This window comes from Stenotrophomonas sp. STEN046 (genome assembly GCF_056759755.1).
Genome location: NZ_JBRRDR010000011.1, coordinates 37,495 through 54,905, shown reverse-complemented (window position 1 = coordinate 54,905; position 17,411 = coordinate 37,495). Strand labels below are relative to the sequence as shown.

Below are 17,411 nucleotides of genomic sequence, written 5' to 3'. Positions count from 1 at the left end.
GCAGCGTGCTCAGCGGTAGGTGGACCAGGCCAGCAGCGCGGACAACAGCGCAACCCACACCACGGCCTTGAAGGTGCCTTCCAGCATGTTGCCACCGAACAGCAGTTCGATGATCGGGTTCGGGCGCGAAACGGGAGCGTGGTCACTCATGGTGAATCCTCTGGGTTTGTGAACTGCATCACTGCGCGGCGACACGGCAAGCATGCTGCCCGCGCTCCGGTCACAAATGATACGAAAGCTTAACAACCCTGCCGTCAATTGCGGTATGTTCGGTTCAACGCTGCGTTCAAGGATGATCGATGCTCAAGCGCGTCCTGTTTCCTGTAGTCGCACTGCTTCTGGCCGCATTGGTCATCCTGCTTTCCTGGCAGAACCGCCAGCTGCGGCAGATCAACGAACAGATGGCAGCACAGCTGCAACAGACCCAGCTGGATGCGCATGGCCTTGCCCCTGGCACACGTCCTGACCTGCTGACGCTGCGAACAACGCAGCAGACCCATGTCGATATCGGCGGCCCACGTGCCGTTCCGCAGATTCTCTACTTCTTCTCCACGGCCTGCCGTTATTGCCTGGCCTCGGTGCCGCAGCTGCAGCAGATCGCCGCTGCGCGCGGCAACGCCGAACTGGTGGGCGTCGGCCTGCCTCCGTACGACCAGCTGGCCGATTACGCCGGCAAGCACGCGTTGCAGTTCCCCATCGCCATCGACAGCGAGGGCGAAGTGTCCAAGCGCTATCGCGCCACGCTGACACCGATGCTGATGGTGCTCGCCGCAGACGGCAGCATCGCCTACAAGCACGTCGGCCAGCTCGACGCAGAGACGGTCACCGCCGTCGCCTTTGCAATGAATCCGGGAAGCCACACCAACTGAAGGAGATACACATGATCGGGAAGAAAACGCTGTTCTCGTCCGTCGCCGGTATCGTCATCGTTGCTGCAATGTCATTCGGTGCCGCGCAGGCATTCGCCACGCCGGTGAAGACCGGCTTCGCACCGGGCTGCGTGGACACCCCCGGGTGCATGTTCGGCGGCAACGGCCGTGCCGGCGGCACGCGGATCTGCTGCGTCGCCAACTGAGCCTGCTTCGACACCGCCCCGCAAGCGGTGAGCTCATGTTCCATCGCCACTCCAAGGAGATACACATGATCGGAAAGAAAAAACTGTTCTCGTCCATTGCCGGCATCGTGGTTGTTGCCGCGATGTCATTCGGTGCTGCGCAGGCATTCGCTACCCCGGTGAAGACCGGTTTTGCGCCAGGCTGCAAGGAGCATCCGAGCTGCCCCTACGGCAATGCCGGCTCGCACGGTCTGCTGGTCTGCTGCGATCCCATGTGATTCGGCCGCTGTAGCGTTCGCTGGGTGACCTGGCCCTCGGCTTCCCGGCCAATCGGGGCACCTGCGGACCAACGCGCCGGGCCGTCTTCGCAGGCGGCCCGGCCGCTTTTGGGGCCATGCCTGGCCCTGCGTGCTGCCCACGCCGCCGATTCATCCTCGCAGATGGCACTTGGCGCACGCTTTTCCGGTCTTCGTCGCATGCCGGTTTCACCCTGCAGGCCGCAGTGACACGCTGAACTCCCTTCTCCGGAGCACCGTGCCATGCCGATGCTTGCCCTGCTGCTGTTGATGGCTGGCCTGTGCGACCGCAGCGCCAGCACCGGGAGCGACGCCCTGCGCATGCAGATCCAGCAGGCCGATGCGCAACGCGCCGCTGGTGCACCTGCGCTGGATCAACAGGCCGCGACACGCATCGTGCGACTCAGCACCGATCGCGTGCTGCGCCTGGCCCGGAGTCATGTGCAGGACAAGCCGGTCGCTGGGTTGCAGGGGCAGGCGCACATGCAAGGCCTGATGCAACTCTGGCAGCACATCGATGGCAGATGGCAACTGCAGCGCACGGTGAGTATCGAACAGCGCGACTGATGACGGCCCCCCGGGCCTGCGGGAAACAGGTCGAATCGCAGGCACAAAAAAACCGGCGCAGGGCCGGCTTTCGTCGTGTCCACCGCTCCCGTCGTTGCCGGAGCCGGTGGTGGGCGGTACAGGGTTCGAACCTGTGACCCCTACCATGTCAAGGTAGTGCTCTACCGCTGAGCTAACCGCCCAAATATCCCGTGCAGCCCGCAGGCTGATGCTTCTACGTAAAAACCCGGCGCCAGGGCCGGGCTTTTCTGTTCACGAACGCCCCTCGGCAGGGACTTCGTGGTGGGCGGTACAGGGTTCGAACCTGTGACCCCTACCATGTCAAGGTAGTGCTCTACCGCTGAGCTAACCGCCCGTTGTTGCCTCTGAACCTGCGCGTTTGCGCCGGTGCAGGCCGCGTATATTACGGATGCCGGCCGCCAAGCGCAATACTCTTGTGAAGAAAAGCCACGCCGGCCCGTTCAGCCCAGGCTGGCCTCCTTCAGCTGCCTGATCTGATCACGCACGCGCGCGGCATCCTCGAATTCCAGATCCTTGGCGTGCTGGTACATCTGCTGCTCAAGGGACTTGAGGCGGGCAGCCAACTGCGCCGGGCTGAGCGAACGGTAATCGGCAGCGTCCTCGGCCACACCCGGCCTGCCCTTGCCTTTGCCCTTCCGGGATTCCTTCTCGGCAGCATCGGAGCGCGCACCTTCCAGCACATCGACAATCGGCCGCGCCACCGAGCGCGGGGTGATGCCGTGCTCCAGGTTGTACTCGACCTGCTTGGCGCGACGACGGTCGGTCTCATCGATCGCCGCCTGCATCGAACGGGTGATCTTGTCCGCATACAGGATCGCCTTGCCACGCACGTTGCGGGCCGCACGACCGATGGTCTGGATCAACGAACCGGTGGACCGCAGGAAGCCTTCCTTGTCGGCATCGAGGATCGCCACCAGCGAGACCTCCGGCATATCCAGGCCCTCGCGCAGCAGATTGATGCCGACCAGCACATCGAACTTGCCCAGGCGCAGGTCACGGATGATTTCCACGCGCTCGACGGTATCGATGTCCGAATGCAGGTAGCGCACGCGGATGCCGTGCTCGGTCAAGTACTCGGTGAGATTCTCGGCCATGCGCTTGGTCAGGGTGGTGACCAGCACGCGGTCGCCGGCCTTGATGCGCTCGTTGGCCTCGCTCATCAGGTCATCCACCTGGGTGCCGACCGGGCGGATCTCCACGATCGGATCGATCAGGCCGGTCGGGCGTACCACCAGCTCGGCGATATCCTCGCCTGCCTCGCGGTACTCGTAGGGCCCTGGCGTGGCAGACACGTAGATGCTGCGCGGGCAGCGCGCCTCCCATTCCTCGAAACGCAGCGGGCGGTTGTCCAGCGCCGAGGGCAGCCGGAATCCGAACTCCACCAATGTTTCCTTGCGTGACCGGTCGCCCTTGAACATGGCACCGATCTGCGGAATGGTCACGTGCGATTCGTCGATCACCAGCAGCGCATCGGCCGGCAGGTAATCGAACAGGGTCGGCGGCGGCTCGCCGGCGTTCTTGCCGGTCAGGTGCCGCGAGTAGTTCTCGATGCCGTTGCAGAAGCCCACTTCGGCCATCATCTCCAGATCGAACTGGGTACGCTGCGCCAGGCGTTGCGCCTCCACCAGCTTGTTCTGTGCGTACAGCTGCTCCAGGCGTTCCTTCAGCTCGACCTTGATGGTCTCCACTGCCGCCAGCACCCGTTCCCGCGTGGTTGCGTAGTGGGTCTTGGGGTAGACGGTGAAGCGCATCAGGTTGCGCATGGTCTCGCCGGTGAGCGGGTCGAACATGGTGATCTTCTCGACCTCGCCATCGAACAGCTCGATGCGCAATGCCTCGCTGTCCGACTCTGCGGGAAACACGTCGATCACTTCGCCACGCACGCGGAAAGTGCCGCGCTGCAGTTCGTACTCGTTGCGCGTGTACTGCAGCTGGGTCAGGTGGTTGATCAGGTCGCGCTGGTCGATGCGCTCGCCCTTGGACAGGATCAGCCGCAGCGAAAGATAGTCTTCCGGCGCACCCAGGCCGTAGATGGCCGACACCGTCGCCACCACGATCGCATCCGGGCGCGACAGCAGGGTCTTGGTCGCGGCCAGGCGCATCTGCTCGATGTGCTCGTTGATCGAGCTGTCCTTCTCGATGAAGGTGTCCGACGAGGGCACGTACGCTTCAGGCTGGTAGTAATCGTAATAGCTGACGAAATACTCCACCGCGTTGTGCGGGAAGAACGCCTTGAACTCGCCATACAGCTGCGCCGCCAGCGTCTTGTTCGGCGCCATGATCAGCGTCGGCTTCTGGATCTGCTGGATGACGTTGGCGATGGTGTAGGTCTTGCCCGAGCCGGTCACGCCCAGCAGGGTCTGCTTGGCGACGCCGGCCTCGAAGTTGCTGGTCAGCTTGGCAATGGCATTGGGCTGGTCGCCCGCCGGCGAATACGGCGAGACGAGTTGAAAACTGTCGCTCATGGTGTTGCCAGTTCCCGGGGAGTGTGAGTATACGAGGAGGTCGGTGACGGACGGCTGAGGGTCGTTCCGAGGCAGGTCGGCGGCGTTCACCGATGGGGACTGCGCCGGGAAAGGTTCAGGGTCGACAAGACGTCCCCTGCAGGCCATCTGCCATGCCCCCGTACGACACCCTCACCCAGCGTCCCTCCGGTTACACCCTGCTGCAGCTGCTGATGGCCATTGTCGTGGCCGGCATCCTTGCTGCCCTCGCCTTCCCCACCTTCCAGTCGTTGCGGGACCGGATCGCGTGCGATTCTGCACGGTTCCAGCTGCTCTCGGCCTTCGCCACAGCACGCAGCACCGCGCTGAGCCGCCGGCAGATCGTCAGCGTCTGCGCCAGCGCCGACGGGCAGCAGTGCATCCAGGACTGGAGCCGCGGGTGGATGATCTACCTGGATCAGGACCAGCAGGGCCAACCGGCCCGGCAGGCGGATGTACTGCGCCACCAATCGGGTTCCCGCGCTTCCGGCGTCCAGGCACTGGCAAGCAATGGAAGGCGCTCGCTACGCTATGCGGCCAATGGCCGCAGCCTGGGCAGCAACCTCACCGTCACGATCTGCGCGCGCGGGCGGCGCCATGGCCAGGTGATCGTCAACAACAGCGGCCGCGCGCGCTCGATTCGGGACACTGGACCTCAACCCTGCCAGTAACCGCCGCGCATGACCGCCGCAGCATCGGAAAAGACAAAAGCCGCGATTTCTCGCGGCTTTTGAATGATCTGGCGCCCGAAGTTGGACTCGAACCAACGACCCCCTGATTAACAGACGGCACGAGTGCGCTTTGCCATGATTTGATCTTTGGGGCAAAAACGCGCTTACGCGGTTGAAATTGCTCGACATGATGGCGTCGAGTCTGAGGGTTTCAGCGTGCACAGCCTTGCGTTGTTGTGCGCAGAAACAGTGTTCAGACGGTGTCTCAAACGTCGAGGAATCCAACCCATGAGAGCAAAAATCACACAGGCGCTCGTCGAGCGTGCGCCGCCGGTGGAGCGTGGCCGCACGGCCCTGTACGCCGACCCCGAGCTGCGGGGCTTCTACCTGATAGTGTCCAGCACCAAGCGCTCCTACTACACCCAGAGCCTTGTGCGAGGCCGGCAGGTGCGCACCAAGATCGGCGAGCACCCGGCGCTTGGCGCGAAGGACGCGAGGGCGCTCGCCGCCAAGACGCTGGTCGCCATGCGCGCGGGCGTCAACCCGACGGAAGAACGCAGGAAGGCGCGTGCGCGGGGCATGACGCTGAGGCAGGCGCTGGACCTGCACATCGCCGCGAAGAAGCTGTCGGCGAAGACGGTAGAGGGATACCGCTACAACTGCGACCACTACCTGCCGGACTGGCTCGACACACCGTTGGCCGAACTCGGCGCGGATCGTGCGGGGGTGCGGGAGCGCCACGCGCGCATCACGAAGAGGAGCGGTGCCACCACCGCCGACGCGGTGTTCCGCATCTTCCGAGCCGTCTACAACCGCGGCCTGCGCGAGCACCCGGACCTGCCTGCCAATCCGGCGATGAACGTGGACTTCCACGGGCAGAAGCGCAGGAAGGTGGACGTCGAGGCGGATCGCCTCAAGGCGTGGGGCAAGGCGGTGCTGGGCCTGTCGCCCGTGAGGCGAGACCTCAACCTCTTCATGATGCTATCGGGGATGAGGCGCACGGCCGCGTGCGAGGCCAAGATGGAGCAGGCGAGCGACGACGGACTCGCGCTGCACGTTCCATCGCCCAAGGGCGGTGCCGCCCGCGCGTTCGACCTGCCGCTGTCGTCTGTGCTGAGCGATCTGGTCGCCCACCGGGCTGCCGCCAACCCTGCGATCAACCGCAGGAGTCCGTGGCTGTTTCCCTCGGACAGCAAGAGCGGGCACGTCGCCGAGGTGCAGCAGCCCGAACTCGACGGCCTCACGGGGCATGCCCTGCGCCACGCCTATGCGTCGCTGGCATTGCAGGCGGGCGTCCCGCTGTTGGAGCTGAAGTTCCTGCTGAACCACAGCGCGTCGAGCGGCGGCGTCACGATGGGCTACCTGCACCCGTCGCTGGACCACCTGCGCGAGCACCAAGAGAAGGCGTCGGCCTACATCCTCGAAGCCTTGGGCATGGTCCACGAGTCGGGTTCGTGGCCGCCGCGGCTCAAGGAATAGCCGCACGGCCTCACCAGGTGGACCGTGTCGCGTCCGGTGGCCTTGGCCTAGGCGCTGAGCAGCCCGGGACCTTCCGGGCGCGACACGAAGCCACCCGGACGACTTGATCGAGCAATGGTGTTTTTGGCTTCGGCTAGCAAGTAATATCGAGTCAATCCCGGTCAGCAACTGACCCGGAGGACCGTCGGCAATGGCTATGGCGGTCACAAGAGCCTTCGGCGGCAAAAGTGGCCGAGGCCCACCCCGACACCGACTGACGGGGGCATGGGTCCATCTCTGCGACGCACAGCAGGCAGTCATCCCGCGGCATTCGCCGCACTGACTGGAGCTGATAGAGATGGCGAAACCCTACGAACCCAAGAGGCTCACGCCGCAGGAATTGGCAGAGCTGCACGCCCTGCCGGACGACGCGGTCGTGACAAGCGTGGAGGCCGCTGCCTTCCTGCGCCTGACGCCGCGCACATTGGCCTGGAGCCGCAGCCAGCGCCCCGAGAACCACCCGCCGCACCTGGTGTTCGGATCGCGGACGGTCCGCTACCGGATGGGCGACCTGCGCGCGCACATGAAGCGCCGCGGCGCCGCCGTGGAGGGCTGACCGATGGCCGCAGAAGAAAACGCCCACGGCATACGAGACCGTGGGCGCGAAGTGACCAGCGAGAGGAGTGAGCTGTCCAGGACTCACGGGGTCAATGATGCCGCGGGGTCTGCCGCCGCGACGCCATCATTTGAGGCGGCATCCGAGTACCGCCGCGCCCGGCTGGACCTGATTCCCCTGCGCCGCCGCGACAAGGTGCCCGCCGACAGGCGCTGGCAGGAGCGCGCATACGACCGGGGCGAGGTGCTGGAGCGTGCGAGGCGCGACGGCCTCAACCTGGGCGTGCGCCTGCCGGCCGACGTGGTCGTGGTGGACGTGGACCCGCGCAACTTCCCGGCGGGGCGCGACAGCCTGGCCGAGCTGGCCGCAGCCTTTGACCTGCCGCTCGCGTCGGCGCCGCACGTCCTGACCGGCAACCTGACCCACCCCGGCCATCACTACTACTTCCACAAGCCCGCGGGCGTCGTGCTGCTGGAGACCGTGGATGGCTTCGAGGGCGTAGAGCTGAAGTCGCTCGGCCGCCAGGTCGTCGCGGCGGGCTCTGTGCACCCGACCGGTGGCCTATACCGCTGGGCGCCTGACTCGCCCCCGCTGCCCGATATGCCGGATCTGCCCCCAAGGCTGGTCGAGAAGGCGCGCAGGCCGGAACGCCCCAAGAAGCAGGCGACCGGCGCGGGCGAGCTGACGCCCGAACAGCTCGCCGAGACATTGGCGCAACTCGATCCCTGCGACTTCGGCGAGAAGCAGCACGATCGCTGGCGCGACCTGATGATGGCCTGCCACTTCGCCACCGACGGCGAAGGACGACAGGAGTTCATCGACTGGTGCATGGGCGACGGCCACTACCGCGGGCAGGAGTGGAAAGTCGGACGCCGCTGGGACTCGCTGCACGCCGACAGGGACGAGGCCGTCACCACTGCGACCCTGCAGATGTTCCTGCAGGAGGTTGGCGGCGGCATCGCGCCGCCCGACGCCGCCGACGACTTCGACGTGTGGGACGAGGTCGAGCCGGCCGAGGAGCGCAGCCGCTGGAACTTCCTGTCGCTGGATGACGTGGAGTCGCTGCCGCCGCCGAACTGGCTGGTGCCCGGCGTGCTGACCGAGGGCAGCCTCGCAGCCATCTACGGCGCGCCGGAGTCGGGCAAGTCCTTCCTCGCGGTGGACATGTCGATGGCCGTGGCGAGCGGCACCGACTGGCACGGACGGCAGGTCGAGCGCGGCGGCGTCCTGTACATCGCTGCGGAGGGCGCGCCCGGCCTGGGCAAGCGCTTCCGCGCCTGGAAGATGGACAGGTGCGCCCAGGGCCGCAGGTTCGACCTGCACCTGATGCGCGACGACCTCAACCTCGCGGCGGAGAAGGACGGCGGCGTGCGCGCCTTCGTCGAGGCGGTGACCGAAGGTCTGGGGCCGCTGCGCCTGGTCGTCATCGACACCCTGAACCAGACGGCCGCGGGCGCAGACGAGAACTCGGCGAAGGACATGGGGCGCTACATCGCGAGCATGAAGCGGCTGCGCGACGCGACGGGCGCCACGGTGGTCGTGGTCCACCACTCGGGCAAGGACCTGAGCAAGGGAATGCGAGGCAGTACGGCGCTGCTGGGCGCGATGGACACCACGGTCGAGGTGGAGCGCGCGACCGACGGACGCTCGCTGGTCGCCACCGTGAAGAAGCAGAAGGACGCGGAGCGCGAACCCCCGATGCGCTTCAACATGGAGAAGGTGGGCGACTCCCTCGTGCTGCGCGCCACCGTGATGGCAGACGCATCGGGTGACTTCAGTGGAGGGATGGACCCGATCCTGGAGCTGTCGCGGCAGGCAGCGGAGGAGCGCGGCGGCAGCATCCCGCTGAAGGAACTGGCCGAGATCATCTGCGCGCGGGACGGCGTCGCGGACAAGACAGCGCGGCGCCGAATCGAGCGGTCAGTGCCCGAGGGGCGAGAGAACGCCAAGGCGTCGGTCGACGGCTTCATGGTGTGGCAGGAAGCGGCGGACCCGCGCAACCCGAAGCTCGGAATCCTGGTCAGGACGGACGGGTGAACGCGCGTTTTCGATTGTCACGGGGCGCGACTTTCGGAGCTCGATTGTCGCGCCCCGTGACAATCAGATTGTCGCCGAAAGTCACTTTCGATTGTCAGCGCGACAATCTAAGCGCGGCAAGCACTTAGGCCGCTTTCGGCCACCCGATTGTCAAAGCGAAAGTCACTGGCGGATTCGATTGTCACGGCGTTCGTCAGTCTATAGACGACGAACGTGACAATCAGACCGACTATCGAAAACCGAACCCTCCACATCATCGACAGCGCGTGGACGGATGCGTCCAACCTGGTGTGCCGAGGTCCTCACGCGCGAGGCGAGGCGGCACCGAAGAAAACCCCCTGATCTTTGATCGGTCGGCGGACCCCATCCAAGCGATTGATCGGCATGGACAAACACTGGCGTGCCTGCGCGCGTAAGCACGCCATATTCACTTTGCACACCATCTTTCAGGAGCCAAGTCGTGAGCAGGCCGTCGATCCCGAACACCTTCACCCCGGAGCGCAAGGCCCGCTTCCTGGAGGTCCTTGAGGAGACCGCGAGTCCCAAGGCTGCGGCCGCCGCAGTCGGGATCGTGCGATCCACCGCCTTCTACCACCGCGCGAACGACCTGGAGTTCCGAAAGCAGTGGGAGGCCGCGGTCGAGGTCGCGCTCGACGCGCTGCTCGAGGAGGCATACAGGCGGTCCGTGGTCGGACACGACGAGCCCCTGGTGCACCAGGGCCGACTGTCCACCGTGACCGACCCGGTGACCGGGGAGGAGCGCGTGCAGACGATCAGGAAGTATTCCGACCGGCTGATGGAGGTTCTCCTGAAGTGGAGGTACCCGCAGATGGCCGACAGGCTGTCCGTCAAGGTCGAGGACACGGGGCTGTCCGCCGAGGCACTGCTGGCCATGCCCGCGGACGAGCGCAAGCAGCTCACCGCACTTCTCGCCAAGTACGCGGCCAACAAGCACGAGGAGCAAGACGATGAGTGAGAAGCTGACCGTGGCCGAGGCGCTCGCCCAGGCCGCGCAGATCGACGCCATGCTGGACGCGATCGAGGGCACAGCTCCCGAGACGGTGGCCGCGATGGGCGGGCGGGGCGCCCTGACCCAGACGTGCCAGTCCACATGCATCGGCCCCGTGCCGCGCCTGGACGTCGAGGCCTGGCAGCGGATGAGCACCGAGTACGAGAACCGGCGAGAGCATGGAAGCGTCAACCGCGGGGACTAACGGGCACAGCGTCCCCGTGCGCATCGGCGGCGAGGTCTACCCCTCCGCCAGGTCCGCGGCCCAGGCGCTCGGCCTCAGCCCCAACGGGGTGTCGGGCCGCTGCCACTCGGACAGGTGGCCCGACTACGAGTGGCTCGGCGCGACGCCCGGCCCCCGCAGGCGGTTCGGCTCCTTCGACGACAGGCAGATCGCCAGGCCGCTCGTCGAGCCGGCGCGGTGGCCGTTCTCCGGCGACCTGTCGCGCCGCGCCGAGGTGCTCGACCCCGACTGCGAGCCACCGCGCGTCGTGCGCCGCGTCGGCTACGTGCGCTGCCTCTGCTGCCGCCGCCCCCACTTCTCTGAGGACGTGGCGCGCGTCCGGCTCTGCGAGGAGTGCGGCGGCCTGGGCGGGACGCCAGTCGGCGCGCGCCCGGACGGGGACGCCTGACATCCCATCGGTGCGCGGCGCGACGCCGCGGCCTTGATCCGAATGGGAATGCGATGGCTCGCGCGGATGGCGGAGCACGACACAGTAAGGGCATCGCGACTTTGAGGTGCCCCGAATGGCTATGACGATGACCGAGAGCGCCGCGCGCCACATGGCCGAAGGCGTGGACGACCCGGGCGAGCTGGCGCGGCTCGTGGAAATCGACACCGGCAGGATTCCTCAAAGGAACACACTTCATACCTACCGGTCATGGTTCCTTCGATATGGAGCAGACTGGGTGAACGCGCGTCGCGTGGAAGGCCGAGGGGCCAGTTCCAAGTGGATAGGGAAGAATCCGGAGAAGGTCCTAGCCAAAGCTAGGCGATACCGCGAAGAGAACCCTGATAAGGCGCGCGATGCCGTCAACGCATGGCGCGAGAGATACCCCGCGCGGCAGTTGCTCAAGCAGTGCAAGCAGAGCGCGGCTAAGCGGAACCTGGACTGCGCCCTCACAGAGGAGCAAGTCGAGGCCATGCTCGCGCCGATGAGGTGCTCGGCCACCGGCCTGCCGCTGACATGGGAGCGCAGCGGAGGCTCATACCGCCGCCCATGGGCTCCCAGTATCGACCGCATCGACTGCTCCAGGGGCTACGTGCCGGGCAACGTGCGCGTGGTTTGCTCAGCCTTCAACACCATGCGGAACGAGTTCCCCGACGAGGTGGTATTCGCCCTCGCAAAGGCACTGGCCGCACGCGCCCCCTGATTGGTTGTCGGCGCGCCGACGCGACCAAGCCCATGAATCGCAAGCCGCCGCCACGCTGACCGCGGCGGCGGAGCACGGCCGGGCAAACGTTGGTGTCCGCCGCGCCGCCCGCGCGACAAAGTTCTGAGCATCCGGTCAGCGCACAGGCGCGCATGACCCGCACCTCGGCTGGTGCACGCGCTCAAGAGCGACCGGAGGACCTCAAACCCACCGGAGCCAACGAGCAATGAAGATCGAACTCACCAACGCACCCCTCCTCAGCGCCGCCGACATCGGCACGCTCGCCTCGACCCTCGACCTGCTGTACGCCCGCACGGTCAAGACCATCTCCAGGCTCCAGGCGGACGTCGCGACCCGCAAGCAGCAGATCGCGTCCCGCTGGAAGAACGCCCCCGGCCTCTCGTCCGGCGACCTCGCCAGGTTCGCCCAGAACGAGACCCTCGCCAGCGTCCGCGAGATCAAGGACAACGCGAAGGCCGAGCTGGACAAGATCATCAAGGAGGCGGGCGCCCCGCACGCGAGCCTGATCGCGCAGCGCCAGTTCTACGACTCCCCGGCCAAGGTCCTGGCGCGCGCCGCGCTCGGGGACGAGCGCCGCACCGCCTACCTCCAGCAGCTCCAGCACGCCGGCCCGGCAGAGCTGGGCCACATGGCGCAGGTGGCGGTGTCCAGCCGGAACGTGGCGCTCGGCTCCGCCGTCCTCTCCCTGCTCGACAGGATGCCCAGCAAGGACCGCCCCGTTGGCCCCGCCGAGTTCGCCCTCGCGATGCGCATGGACGACTACGCAAAGGTGCAGGAGTTCATCAAGCTGGGCGACCTGAGGCTCCAGAACATTCTCACCTCCATCCGGGCCTGGAACGCGGGCAAGAGCAACCCCATCGACGCCGTGACCCTCGCGATGCGCGAGCGGGACATCGACCACGAGCTGATCGGGGGCGGCGATGAGTAAGCAGGCCCACTACGCGGCGGACCACCCCGTGACCATCGCGCTCGCCGGGATGGCCGTCGCCCTGCGCACCGGACGCGACCTGCTCGACGCCCTGGCGGAGCGGGCGTCCGGCGCCGGGGTCGAGCCCTGGTCCGCCGCCTTCGACGAGGCCGCGGCCCTGGCCGGCTACCACTACAGCCGCGCGTGGGACGCCTACCTGGACCGGGCCACCTGGGCCGAGGCGGAGGCATCGCTCCCGGCCTGACCGAGCAAACCCGGCCGGGTTGGTTAGGTGCGCAGAGGGCAACGGGTGGCCCGGCCGTGTTTCGAGGGGGATGTCCTGACGGCATCCCCTTCTTTTTTAAGGCGTTAGGCCAAGTTGTCCACAGGTTGTACATCAGAGGGCCGACCCGGGCGCGCTGACTGATCTCCGCTTACGCGACACATTCCAAATAGACTTACCACTTGGACTATTGGAATGAGAAGAACAACGAGCGTGGATGTTAAGAGTGCGATCCCCGGCGGCATCCGGGAACTGAGGGTGAGCGCGAAGCTCAAGCTGTCCGACCTGTCCGAGCTCGCGAACCTGCCCATTGAGGACCTGAAGCGCATCGAGCGCGGCCTGGCGCCAATCCCGCGCGGCGGCGCAGCGCGTCTCGCGCGTGCGCTCGGAGTCAAGGCGACGGAGGTGTCGCGCGTCCACGCCGACTTCCTGTCCACCGCTACGCCCGGAGAGGGTTACACGACCAGCAAGCGCGGCAACCTGGATGTGACGGCAGCGCGCAGCCCGCTGCCGACCAACGACGGCCGCTGGCGGGTTCTGGACCTGTTCTGCGGGGCAGGAGGGCTCTCCTACGGCTTCGAGCGGGCCGGCGGGTTCGTCACCGTTGGCGGCATCGACCTTCTGCCGGATCGCATCGCGACGTTTACGGCCAATCACGAGCACGCGGCAGGCCTCGCGGGCGACATACGCGAGACCTCGCCGGAAGCGATCCGCGAGATCGTCGGCGAGGTGGACGTCATCGTCGGCGGGCCACCGTGCCAAGGCTTCTCGTCCATCAGGCCCTTCCGCACGCTCACCGAGTCCGACCGCAGGAACTCGCTGGTCGAGCACTACGTCCTCATGCTCGCCGGCCTGCGCCCCCGCTGGTTCGTTTTCGAGAACGTCGTCGGACTAGTCAGCCACGAGGGCGGCGCGAAGCTGCGCGCGATCATCGATGCGTTCTCCGAGATGGGCTACAGCGTTAGCTGCCGCATCCTCAACGCCGCATCCTTCGGCGTCCCGCAGAATCGTGAGCGCGTGGTCATAGTGGGTAACCGGCTGGGGGTGGAGTTCGAGTGGCCGAAGCCGACCCACTATGTCAGTCACAGGAGCATGGCCGGGAAGCACCGCGAGCTTCTGTCATCGCTGCCGCTGGAGAGAAGCGGCCTAAAGCCCGCGGTCACCCTAATTGACGCTATCGGCGACCTGCCTCCCGTCGAGTCCGGCGAAGAGGTCGGAGAGTACGGGCAGCCGGTGCAGGCGACGGATTACCAGCGTTTCATCCGCGATGGGGCGGCGGAGCTGTCCTGGCATCGCGCGACTAAGCACTCCGAGAAGATGATGGAGATCATCAGGCACGCGGGATCGTCGATCAGCGACCTGCCTCCCGGCATGGTCACCAGCGGCTTCAGTTCGTGCTACAGCCGCCTCGACGCCGATAGGCCCAGCAACACCATCACCGTGAACTTCGTGCACCCCTCATCCAACCGGTGCATCCATCCTTACCAGCACAGGGCGCTGACGCCGCGCGAGGGCGCGCGGCTACAGAGCTTCCCGGACAGCTACTCTTTCGTCGGAACCACCGCGCAGGTGGTCAAGCAGATAGGTAACGCCGTGCCGCCTATGCTTGGGCGCGTGCTCGCGGAGTCGATCCACGCGCGGGAAGCGGATCAGATACCTCGCACCAACGGGCAGCGCGCTCTGTCGAAGTAGACGACGCTGAGGGCACTCATGCCTGCGGCATTGATGACGGCCGTCTTGCCTGAGTCGCCCTCGGTATTGCTGAAATTGAAGTGAGCTTCTTCCAGCTCGCCGATGCGGACCTCCCATATGTAGGGAACGACGCCCCGGTTCTGCTTGCCGCGGACGTAGTTGCCCTGCTCGTCGGCAAGCACGTACCTAACGGTGATGTGCGGACCGGGCTTCACAAGGTGGCCCTTTGGTTTGTTGTTCTCCAGCGCGACTTTGATCTCCACGTCGCTGGCATCCACGAAGTCTTTGTTCGCGAGGATGTCCGGGTAGGTGTGCGGCGCGTTCGGCAGGAAGATGCCGTCCGACGCGCGGCAGATGCCCGTGCGGAAGAGGTTCCCGATGATCGCGGACAGGTTCGCGAGCTCGACCAGCTGCGAGAGTCGCGTGTCCGCGGCAGTCAACAGCTGGGAATCGATCGAGTCGAGAATCTGGTGGACGTAGTCCACCGAGTCACCCACGATTTTCGCGGTCAAACCGTACCTGTAATGCTCGAGCTGCTGAAGCAGCGCCTCCTGAGCCGGATTCCTCATCAAAACCTTTCCCAAGCCACCGCCCCACGGGCATTGGTAGGGATGGTACCTGCGCCCCGCCGCCGAATCGAGTTCAGCCCATAAAGTGCCCTCAAGGGGCTCCCGGATTGAGGGAACCGCGACCTAATGCCTACGTGCCCACCAACACGTAGGAGAACGCCATGAAGCTGGAAGAAATGCCCACCAAGGAACTGCTTGACCTGCACAACCGGATCGCCGACAAGCCGGCAGGTCCCAAGACGTTCGCGACCCGGGGCAAGCTCGTCGCGCGGATCGAGCAGATCGTCGAGGCCAAGAGCATCGACCTCGCCTCGTTCGGGCAGCCGAAGAAGCCCAAGGCGGCCGAACAGCGCGCACAGCCTCAGGCCGACGTTGTCGAGACGTCCGAGGCGACCGAGAGGAAGCCGCGCGGCCGCGGCCTCGGGGTCGGCGCGCTCGCACGCGCGATCCTGATGGACCCCGCGGGCTACCCGCACGCGCTGGTGGCCGACATGGTCAACGCGCAGATCGACGGTGCCCATGCAACGGACAAGAGCGTCCGCTGGTACGCGAACGACATGAGGAAGAAGGGCGTCGAGGTTCCGCCCCGTCAGAAGTGCCACCCCGCCGACATGGACGAGGAGCAGTCCGCCGACGCGCTGTCCACCGTGCGAGTGGTCGAGCCCGCGCCGTCCGACGGCTGACGCCGTTCTCCCGCCGTGTACGAGAAAGGGCCACCTTCGCGGTGGCCCTTTCTTTTCATCGCCTTGTGGCGCTTCGCTTGCTGACGGTGGATCAGGTGTGCACCTTCTCGAACTCGTCCAGCTCGGTCAGGCACTCTTCCAGCAGGAGCCGCAGTTCCACCATTTCTGCCTCACCCTTTCGGAAGACCATGTGGTCGCGGATGGTGCCGACTAGGTCGTTTGCCTCGCCACTGATGCGGACGTTCCTGCCGACGTGCAGGGACAAGCGCTTCTCGACGCGACGCCGCACCCGGACGCGGGGATCAACGTTCATGCAACGCCCCTGAATGCCTGCGCGAGCGCGGCCTGGTAGCGCGCCTCGCGCTTCAGCCACCTTGTCACGGTGTCCTGCTCACGGCGGCGGAACTCCTGCAGCGCCTCGGTGGCGTTCGTGACCGCGGCTTCCGCGCGCTGCGCTGGTTGTCCCCAGCCGCGATCCGTGAAGTAGGCCTCCGCGGCGCGCTTCATCCAGTCCTTGCCGAACAGCGTTTCGAGCGCGATGTATGCGCGGAGGTGCTTGCCAGCATCACCAGGCAACACCTCTCTCTCGGACTCGTTGTACACCAGCCCGAAGGTATCCTCGCCCAGCTCATCGACGCAGAACTCCCGCAGGGCCTTCGGCGTGCACTTTCCCTGCATGATGCCGACATGGGCGCAGGCTGCGCGGACTCCGCTGGTGAGCGCCAGCTCGATGCCTACCATCTTCCAGTGCCTCTCGTTCGCGGCCACCAGGTCCATCACGTTCGCGGCCTTCTTTGCTTCGTTTTCCATCTTCATTTCTCCAGCTAGCTATCACTGATCGGTTGACCAGCTGGTGAGCGAAGCTACGCACACTTTTGAGTGCCGTGAATTATCGTTCGCTGGAAATGACGTTTCGGGAGCAGTTCTGGAAAACGATGATGGTCGGCGCGTCCGGCGTCGTGCTAGGAGGCTTACGAAGCACTCGCCAAGACGCGCGGGTCCGAATTCTTGTGTTGCTTTCGTGTTTTCACGAGCCCACAAAAGACGAAGGCCGCGACGATGCGCGGCCTAAGTGCTTGAATATCATGGCGCCCGAAGTTGGACTCGAACCAACGACCCCCTGATTAACAGTCAAGTGCTCTAACCGGCTGAGCTATTCGGGCGGGGAGGCGCATTCTAGAGGCTGCAGAAGAAGGATGCAAGCCCTCGCCCACCACGATCGGCACGTGTCACCAGCAACCTGACACCTTGGATTCGGCAGGCGTTTTCACGCTGGCCTGATTCAGCGTCATCGTGCCGCACTTGTCCTTGGCCTGGTTGCCATTGGGCGTGGCGGTGATGGTGAAGGTGGACTGCGTCTGCTGGATGCCCAGGGTGTACCACGCCGTCCCCCCTTCGCGCGGTGACTGCTTGGAGCCCAGCGCATATCCGGTATAGGTGTTGTTGACGGTATGGAAGCGCTCGGCCATCTGCGCGTACTCGACCAGGTCGGCCTTGGCCTGTGCGCGCCGCGACTTGCGGACCTGATCCTGGTAGGACGGCACCGCGACGGCAGCCAGGATGGCCACCACCGCAACGGTGATCATCAACTCGATCAGGGTGAATCCCGCTTCGCGCGGATGCTGGCAACGGACACGACTGGATCGGAAGGAAAACATGGGCGGTCTCCG

General features: G+C 65.7%; 22 protein-coding genes and 3 tRNA genes. 16 read left to right on the top strand and 9 right to left on the bottom strand.

Going from position 1 to position 17,411, the window contains the following annotated elements; all coding sequences use genetic code 11:
• Window positions 1-9: 9 nt before the first annotated feature.
• On the bottom strand, window positions 10-150 hold the full coding sequence (locus ACVOLJ_RS07840) for a hypothetical protein (protein ID WP_475278034.1): 141 nt from the start codon (window positions 148-150) through the stop codon (window positions 10-12).
• Window positions 151-299: 149 nt separating this feature from the next.
• Here ACVOLJ_RS07840 and ACVOLJ_RS07835 point away from each other — a divergent pair, with 149 nt between their 5' ends.
• The 4 genes from ACVOLJ_RS07835 (at window position 300) to ACVOLJ_RS07820 (ending at window position 1,917) form a co-directional block, all read left to right on the top strand.
• Window positions 300-869: a peroxiredoxin family protein gene (locus ACVOLJ_RS07835; protein ID WP_475278033.1), complete on the top strand. Its 570-nt coding sequence runs from the start codon at window positions 300-302 to the stop codon at window positions 867-869.
• 11 nt (window positions 870-880) lie between these two features.
• Complete coding sequence (locus ACVOLJ_RS07830) at window positions 881-1,075, top strand: hypothetical protein (RefSeq protein ID WP_025875233.1); 195 nt, start codon at window positions 881-883, stop codon at window positions 1,073-1,075.
• Between the two features lie 65 nt (window positions 1,076-1,140).
• Window positions 1,141-1,332 carry a hypothetical protein gene (locus ACVOLJ_RS07825; protein WP_032975717.1) on the top strand — a complete coding sequence of 64 codons (192 nt, stop codon included), beginning with the start codon at window positions 1,141-1,143 and terminating at the stop codon, window positions 1,330-1,332.
• Between the two features lie 261 nt (window positions 1,333-1,593).
• Window positions 1,594-1,917 (top strand): hypothetical protein, encoded by a 324-nt coding sequence (locus tag ACVOLJ_RS07820; protein WP_475278032.1) that lies wholly within the window; start codon window positions 1,594-1,596, stop codon window positions 1,915-1,917.
• Window positions 1,918-2,024: 107 nt separating this feature from the next.
• Here ACVOLJ_RS07820 and ACVOLJ_RS07815 read toward each other — a convergent pair.
• The 3 genes from ACVOLJ_RS07815 to uvrB form a co-directional block, all read right to left on the bottom strand.
• A tRNA-Val gene (locus ACVOLJ_RS07815) sits at window positions 2,025-2,099 on the bottom strand.
• A 98-nt stretch (window positions 2,100-2,197) separates the two neighbouring features.
• Window positions 2,198-2,272: transfer RNA gene (locus ACVOLJ_RS07810), tRNA-Val, on the bottom strand.
• Window positions 2,273-2,378: 106 nt separating this feature from the next.
• Window positions 2,379-4,403 carry an excinuclease ABC subunit UvrB gene (uvrB, locus tag ACVOLJ_RS07805; protein WP_475278031.1) on the bottom strand — a complete coding sequence of 675 codons (2,025 nt, stop codon included), beginning with the start codon at window positions 4,401-4,403 and terminating at the stop codon, window positions 2,379-2,381.
• Between the two features lie 152 nt (window positions 4,404-4,555).
• On the opposite strand from uvrB, the gene ACVOLJ_RS07800 reads away from it, so the two are divergent.
• The 11 genes from ACVOLJ_RS07800 (at window position 4,556) to dcm (ending at window position 14,489) form a co-directional block, all read left to right on the top strand.
• A complete protein-coding gene (locus tag ACVOLJ_RS07800; RefSeq protein WP_481563857.1) occupies window positions 4,556-5,092 on the top strand; it encodes a GspH/FimT family pseudopilin in 537 nt (178 codons plus the stop codon).
• Between the two features lie 288 nt (window positions 5,093-5,380).
• Window positions 5,381-6,571, top strand: a complete 1,191-nt coding sequence (locus ACVOLJ_RS07795; RefSeq protein WP_481563856.1) for a tyrosine-type recombinase/integrase — start codon at window positions 5,381-5,383, stop codon at window positions 6,569-6,571.
• A gap of 337 nt (window positions 6,572-6,908) precedes the next feature.
• A complete protein-coding gene (locus ACVOLJ_RS07790; RefSeq protein WP_481563855.1) occupies window positions 6,909-7,166 on the top strand; it encodes a DNA-binding protein in 258 nt (85 codons plus the stop codon).
• A 3-nt stretch (window positions 7,167-7,169) separates the two neighbouring features.
• Complete coding sequence (locus tag ACVOLJ_RS07785; RefSeq protein ID WP_481563854.1) at window positions 7,170-9,203, top strand: AAA family ATPase; 2,034 nt, start codon at window positions 7,170-7,172, stop codon at window positions 9,201-9,203.
• A gap of 460 nt (window positions 9,204-9,663) precedes the next feature.
• Window positions 9,664-10,179 (top strand): hypothetical protein, encoded by a 516-nt coding sequence (locus tag ACVOLJ_RS07780; protein ID WP_481563853.1) that lies wholly within the window; start codon window positions 9,664-9,666, stop codon window positions 10,177-10,179.
• Window positions 10,172-10,417, top strand: a complete 246-nt coding sequence (locus tag ACVOLJ_RS07775; protein WP_481563852.1) for a hypothetical protein — start codon at window positions 10,172-10,174, stop codon at window positions 10,415-10,417. Before ACVOLJ_RS07780 ends, ACVOLJ_RS07775 begins: the two co-directional genes overlap by 8 nt.
• On the top strand, window positions 10,392-10,844 hold the full coding sequence (locus ACVOLJ_RS07770) for a hypothetical protein (protein WP_481563851.1): 453 nt from the start codon (window positions 10,392-10,394) through the stop codon (window positions 10,842-10,844). Before ACVOLJ_RS07775 ends, ACVOLJ_RS07770 begins: the two co-directional genes overlap by 26 nt.
• 127 nt (window positions 10,845-10,971) lie before the next feature.
• Window positions 10,972-11,586, top strand: a complete 615-nt coding sequence (locus tag ACVOLJ_RS07765; protein ID WP_481563850.1) for a hypothetical protein — start codon at window positions 10,972-10,974, stop codon at window positions 11,584-11,586.
• 226 nt (window positions 11,587-11,812) lie between these two features.
• Window positions 11,813-12,535, top strand: coding sequence for a hypothetical protein (locus tag ACVOLJ_RS07760; RefSeq protein WP_481563849.1), 723 nt, complete (start codon window positions 11,813-11,815; stop codon window positions 12,533-12,535).
• Window positions 12,536-12,563: 28 nt separating this feature from the next.
• Window positions 12,564-12,779 (top strand): hypothetical protein, encoded by a 216-nt coding sequence (locus ACVOLJ_RS07755; RefSeq protein WP_481563848.1) that lies wholly within the window; start codon window positions 12,564-12,566, stop codon window positions 12,777-12,779.
• 276 nt (window positions 12,780-13,055) lie between these two features.
• A complete protein-coding gene (gene dcm / locus ACVOLJ_RS07750; protein ID WP_481563847.1) occupies window positions 13,056-14,489 on the top strand; it encodes a DNA (cytosine-5-)-methyltransferase in 1,434 nt (477 codons plus the stop codon).
• Here dcm and ACVOLJ_RS07745 read toward each other — a convergent pair.
• Window positions 14,447-15,058, bottom strand: coding sequence for a hypothetical protein (locus tag ACVOLJ_RS07745; protein ID WP_481563846.1), 612 nt, complete (start codon window positions 15,056-15,058; stop codon window positions 14,447-14,449). The two genes, dcm and ACVOLJ_RS07745, sit on opposite strands and share 43 nt — an antisense overlap.
• Before the next feature lie 161 nt (window positions 15,059-15,219).
• Here ACVOLJ_RS07745 and ACVOLJ_RS07740 point away from each other — a divergent pair, with 161 nt between their 5' ends.
• Window positions 15,220-15,741 carry a hypothetical protein gene (locus ACVOLJ_RS07740; RefSeq protein WP_481563845.1) on the top strand — a complete coding sequence of 174 codons (522 nt, stop codon included), beginning with the start codon at window positions 15,220-15,222 and terminating at the stop codon, window positions 15,739-15,741.
• Window positions 15,742-15,832: 91 nt separating this feature from the next.
• On the opposite strand, the gene ACVOLJ_RS07735 is transcribed toward ACVOLJ_RS07740, so the two are convergent.
• The 4 genes from ACVOLJ_RS07735 to ACVOLJ_RS07720 form a co-directional block, all read right to left on the bottom strand.
• On the bottom strand, window positions 15,833-16,054 hold the full coding sequence (locus tag ACVOLJ_RS07735; RefSeq protein WP_481563844.1) for a hypothetical protein: 222 nt from the start codon (window positions 16,052-16,054) through the stop codon (window positions 15,833-15,835).
• Window positions 16,051-16,551 (bottom strand): hypothetical protein, encoded by a 501-nt coding sequence (locus ACVOLJ_RS07730; RefSeq protein WP_481563843.1) that lies wholly within the window; start codon window positions 16,549-16,551, stop codon window positions 16,051-16,053. Before ACVOLJ_RS07730 ends, ACVOLJ_RS07735 begins: the two co-directional genes overlap by 4 nt.
• 276 nt (window positions 16,552-16,827) lie before the next feature.
• A tRNA-Asn gene (locus ACVOLJ_RS07725) sits at window positions 16,828-16,904 on the bottom strand.
• Between the two features lie 66 nt (window positions 16,905-16,970).
• A complete protein-coding gene (locus ACVOLJ_RS07720; protein ID WP_475278029.1) occupies window positions 16,971-17,399 on the bottom strand; it encodes a type IV pilin protein in 429 nt (142 codons plus the stop codon).
• Window positions 17,400-17,411: the final 12 nt, after the last annotated feature.

Excerpts from the sequence above, each read along its gene's own strand:
- ACVOLJ_RS07840 (WP_475278034.1), bottom strand. The coding sequence starts at position 150 with ATGAGTGACCACGCTCCCGTTTCGCGCCCGAACCCGATCATCGAACTG.
- ACVOLJ_RS07835 (WP_475278033.1), top strand. The coding sequence starts at position 300 with ATGCTCAAGCGCGTCCTGTTTCCTGTAGTCGCACTGCTTCTGGCCGCA.
- ACVOLJ_RS07830 (WP_025875233.1), top strand. The coding sequence starts at position 881 with ATGATCGGGAAGAAAACGCTGTTCTCGTCCGTCGCCGGTATCGTCATC.
- ACVOLJ_RS07825 (WP_032975717.1), top strand. The coding sequence starts at position 1,141 with ATGATCGGAAAGAAAAAACTGTTCTCGTCCATTGCCGGCATCGTGGTT.
- ACVOLJ_RS07820 (WP_475278032.1), top strand. The coding sequence starts at position 1,594 with ATGCCGATGCTTGCCCTGCTGCTGTTGATGGCTGGCCTGTGCGACCGC.
- uvrB (WP_475278031.1), bottom strand. The coding sequence starts at position 4,403 with ATGAGCGACAGTTTTCAACTCGTCTCGCCGTATTCGCCGGCGGGCGAC.
- ACVOLJ_RS07800 (WP_481563857.1), top strand. The coding sequence starts at position 4,556 with ATGCCCCCGTACGACACCCTCACCCAGCGTCCCTCCGGTTACACCCTG.
- ACVOLJ_RS07795 (WP_481563856.1), top strand. The coding sequence starts at position 5,381 with ATGAGAGCAAAAATCACACAGGCGCTCGTCGAGCGTGCGCCGCCGGTG.
- ACVOLJ_RS07790 (WP_481563855.1), top strand. The coding sequence starts at position 6,909 with ATGGCGAAACCCTACGAACCCAAGAGGCTCACGCCGCAGGAATTGGCA.
- ACVOLJ_RS07785 (WP_481563854.1), top strand. The coding sequence starts at position 7,170 with ATGGCCGCAGAAGAAAACGCCCACGGCATACGAGACCGTGGGCGCGAA.
- ACVOLJ_RS07775 (WP_481563852.1), top strand. The coding sequence starts at position 10,172 with ATGAGTGAGAAGCTGACCGTGGCCGAGGCGCTCGCCCAGGCCGCGCAG.
- ACVOLJ_RS07770 (WP_481563851.1), top strand. The coding sequence starts at position 10,392 with ATGGAAGCGTCAACCGCGGGGACTAACGGGCACAGCGTCCCCGTGCGC.
- ACVOLJ_RS07765 (WP_481563850.1), top strand. The coding sequence starts at position 10,972 with ATGACCGAGAGCGCCGCGCGCCACATGGCCGAAGGCGTGGACGACCCG.
- ACVOLJ_RS07760 (WP_481563849.1), top strand. The coding sequence starts at position 11,813 with ATGAAGATCGAACTCACCAACGCACCCCTCCTCAGCGCCGCCGACATC.
- ACVOLJ_RS07745 (WP_481563846.1), bottom strand. The coding sequence starts at position 15,058 with ATGAGGAATCCGGCTCAGGAGGCGCTGCTTCAGCAGCTCGAGCATTAC.
- ACVOLJ_RS07740 (WP_481563845.1), top strand. The coding sequence starts at position 15,220 with ATGAAGCTGGAAGAAATGCCCACCAAGGAACTGCTTGACCTGCACAAC.
- ACVOLJ_RS07735 (WP_481563844.1), bottom strand. The coding sequence starts at position 16,054 with ATGAACGTTGATCCCCGCGTCCGGGTGCGGCGTCGCGTCGAGAAGCGC.
- ACVOLJ_RS07730 (WP_481563843.1), bottom strand. The coding sequence starts at position 16,551 with ATGGAAAACGAAGCAAAGAAGGCCGCGAACGTGATGGACCTGGTGGCC.
- ACVOLJ_RS07720 (WP_475278029.1), bottom strand. The coding sequence starts at position 17,399 with ATGTTTTCCTTCCGATCCAGTCGTGTCCGTTGCCAGCATCCGCGCGAA.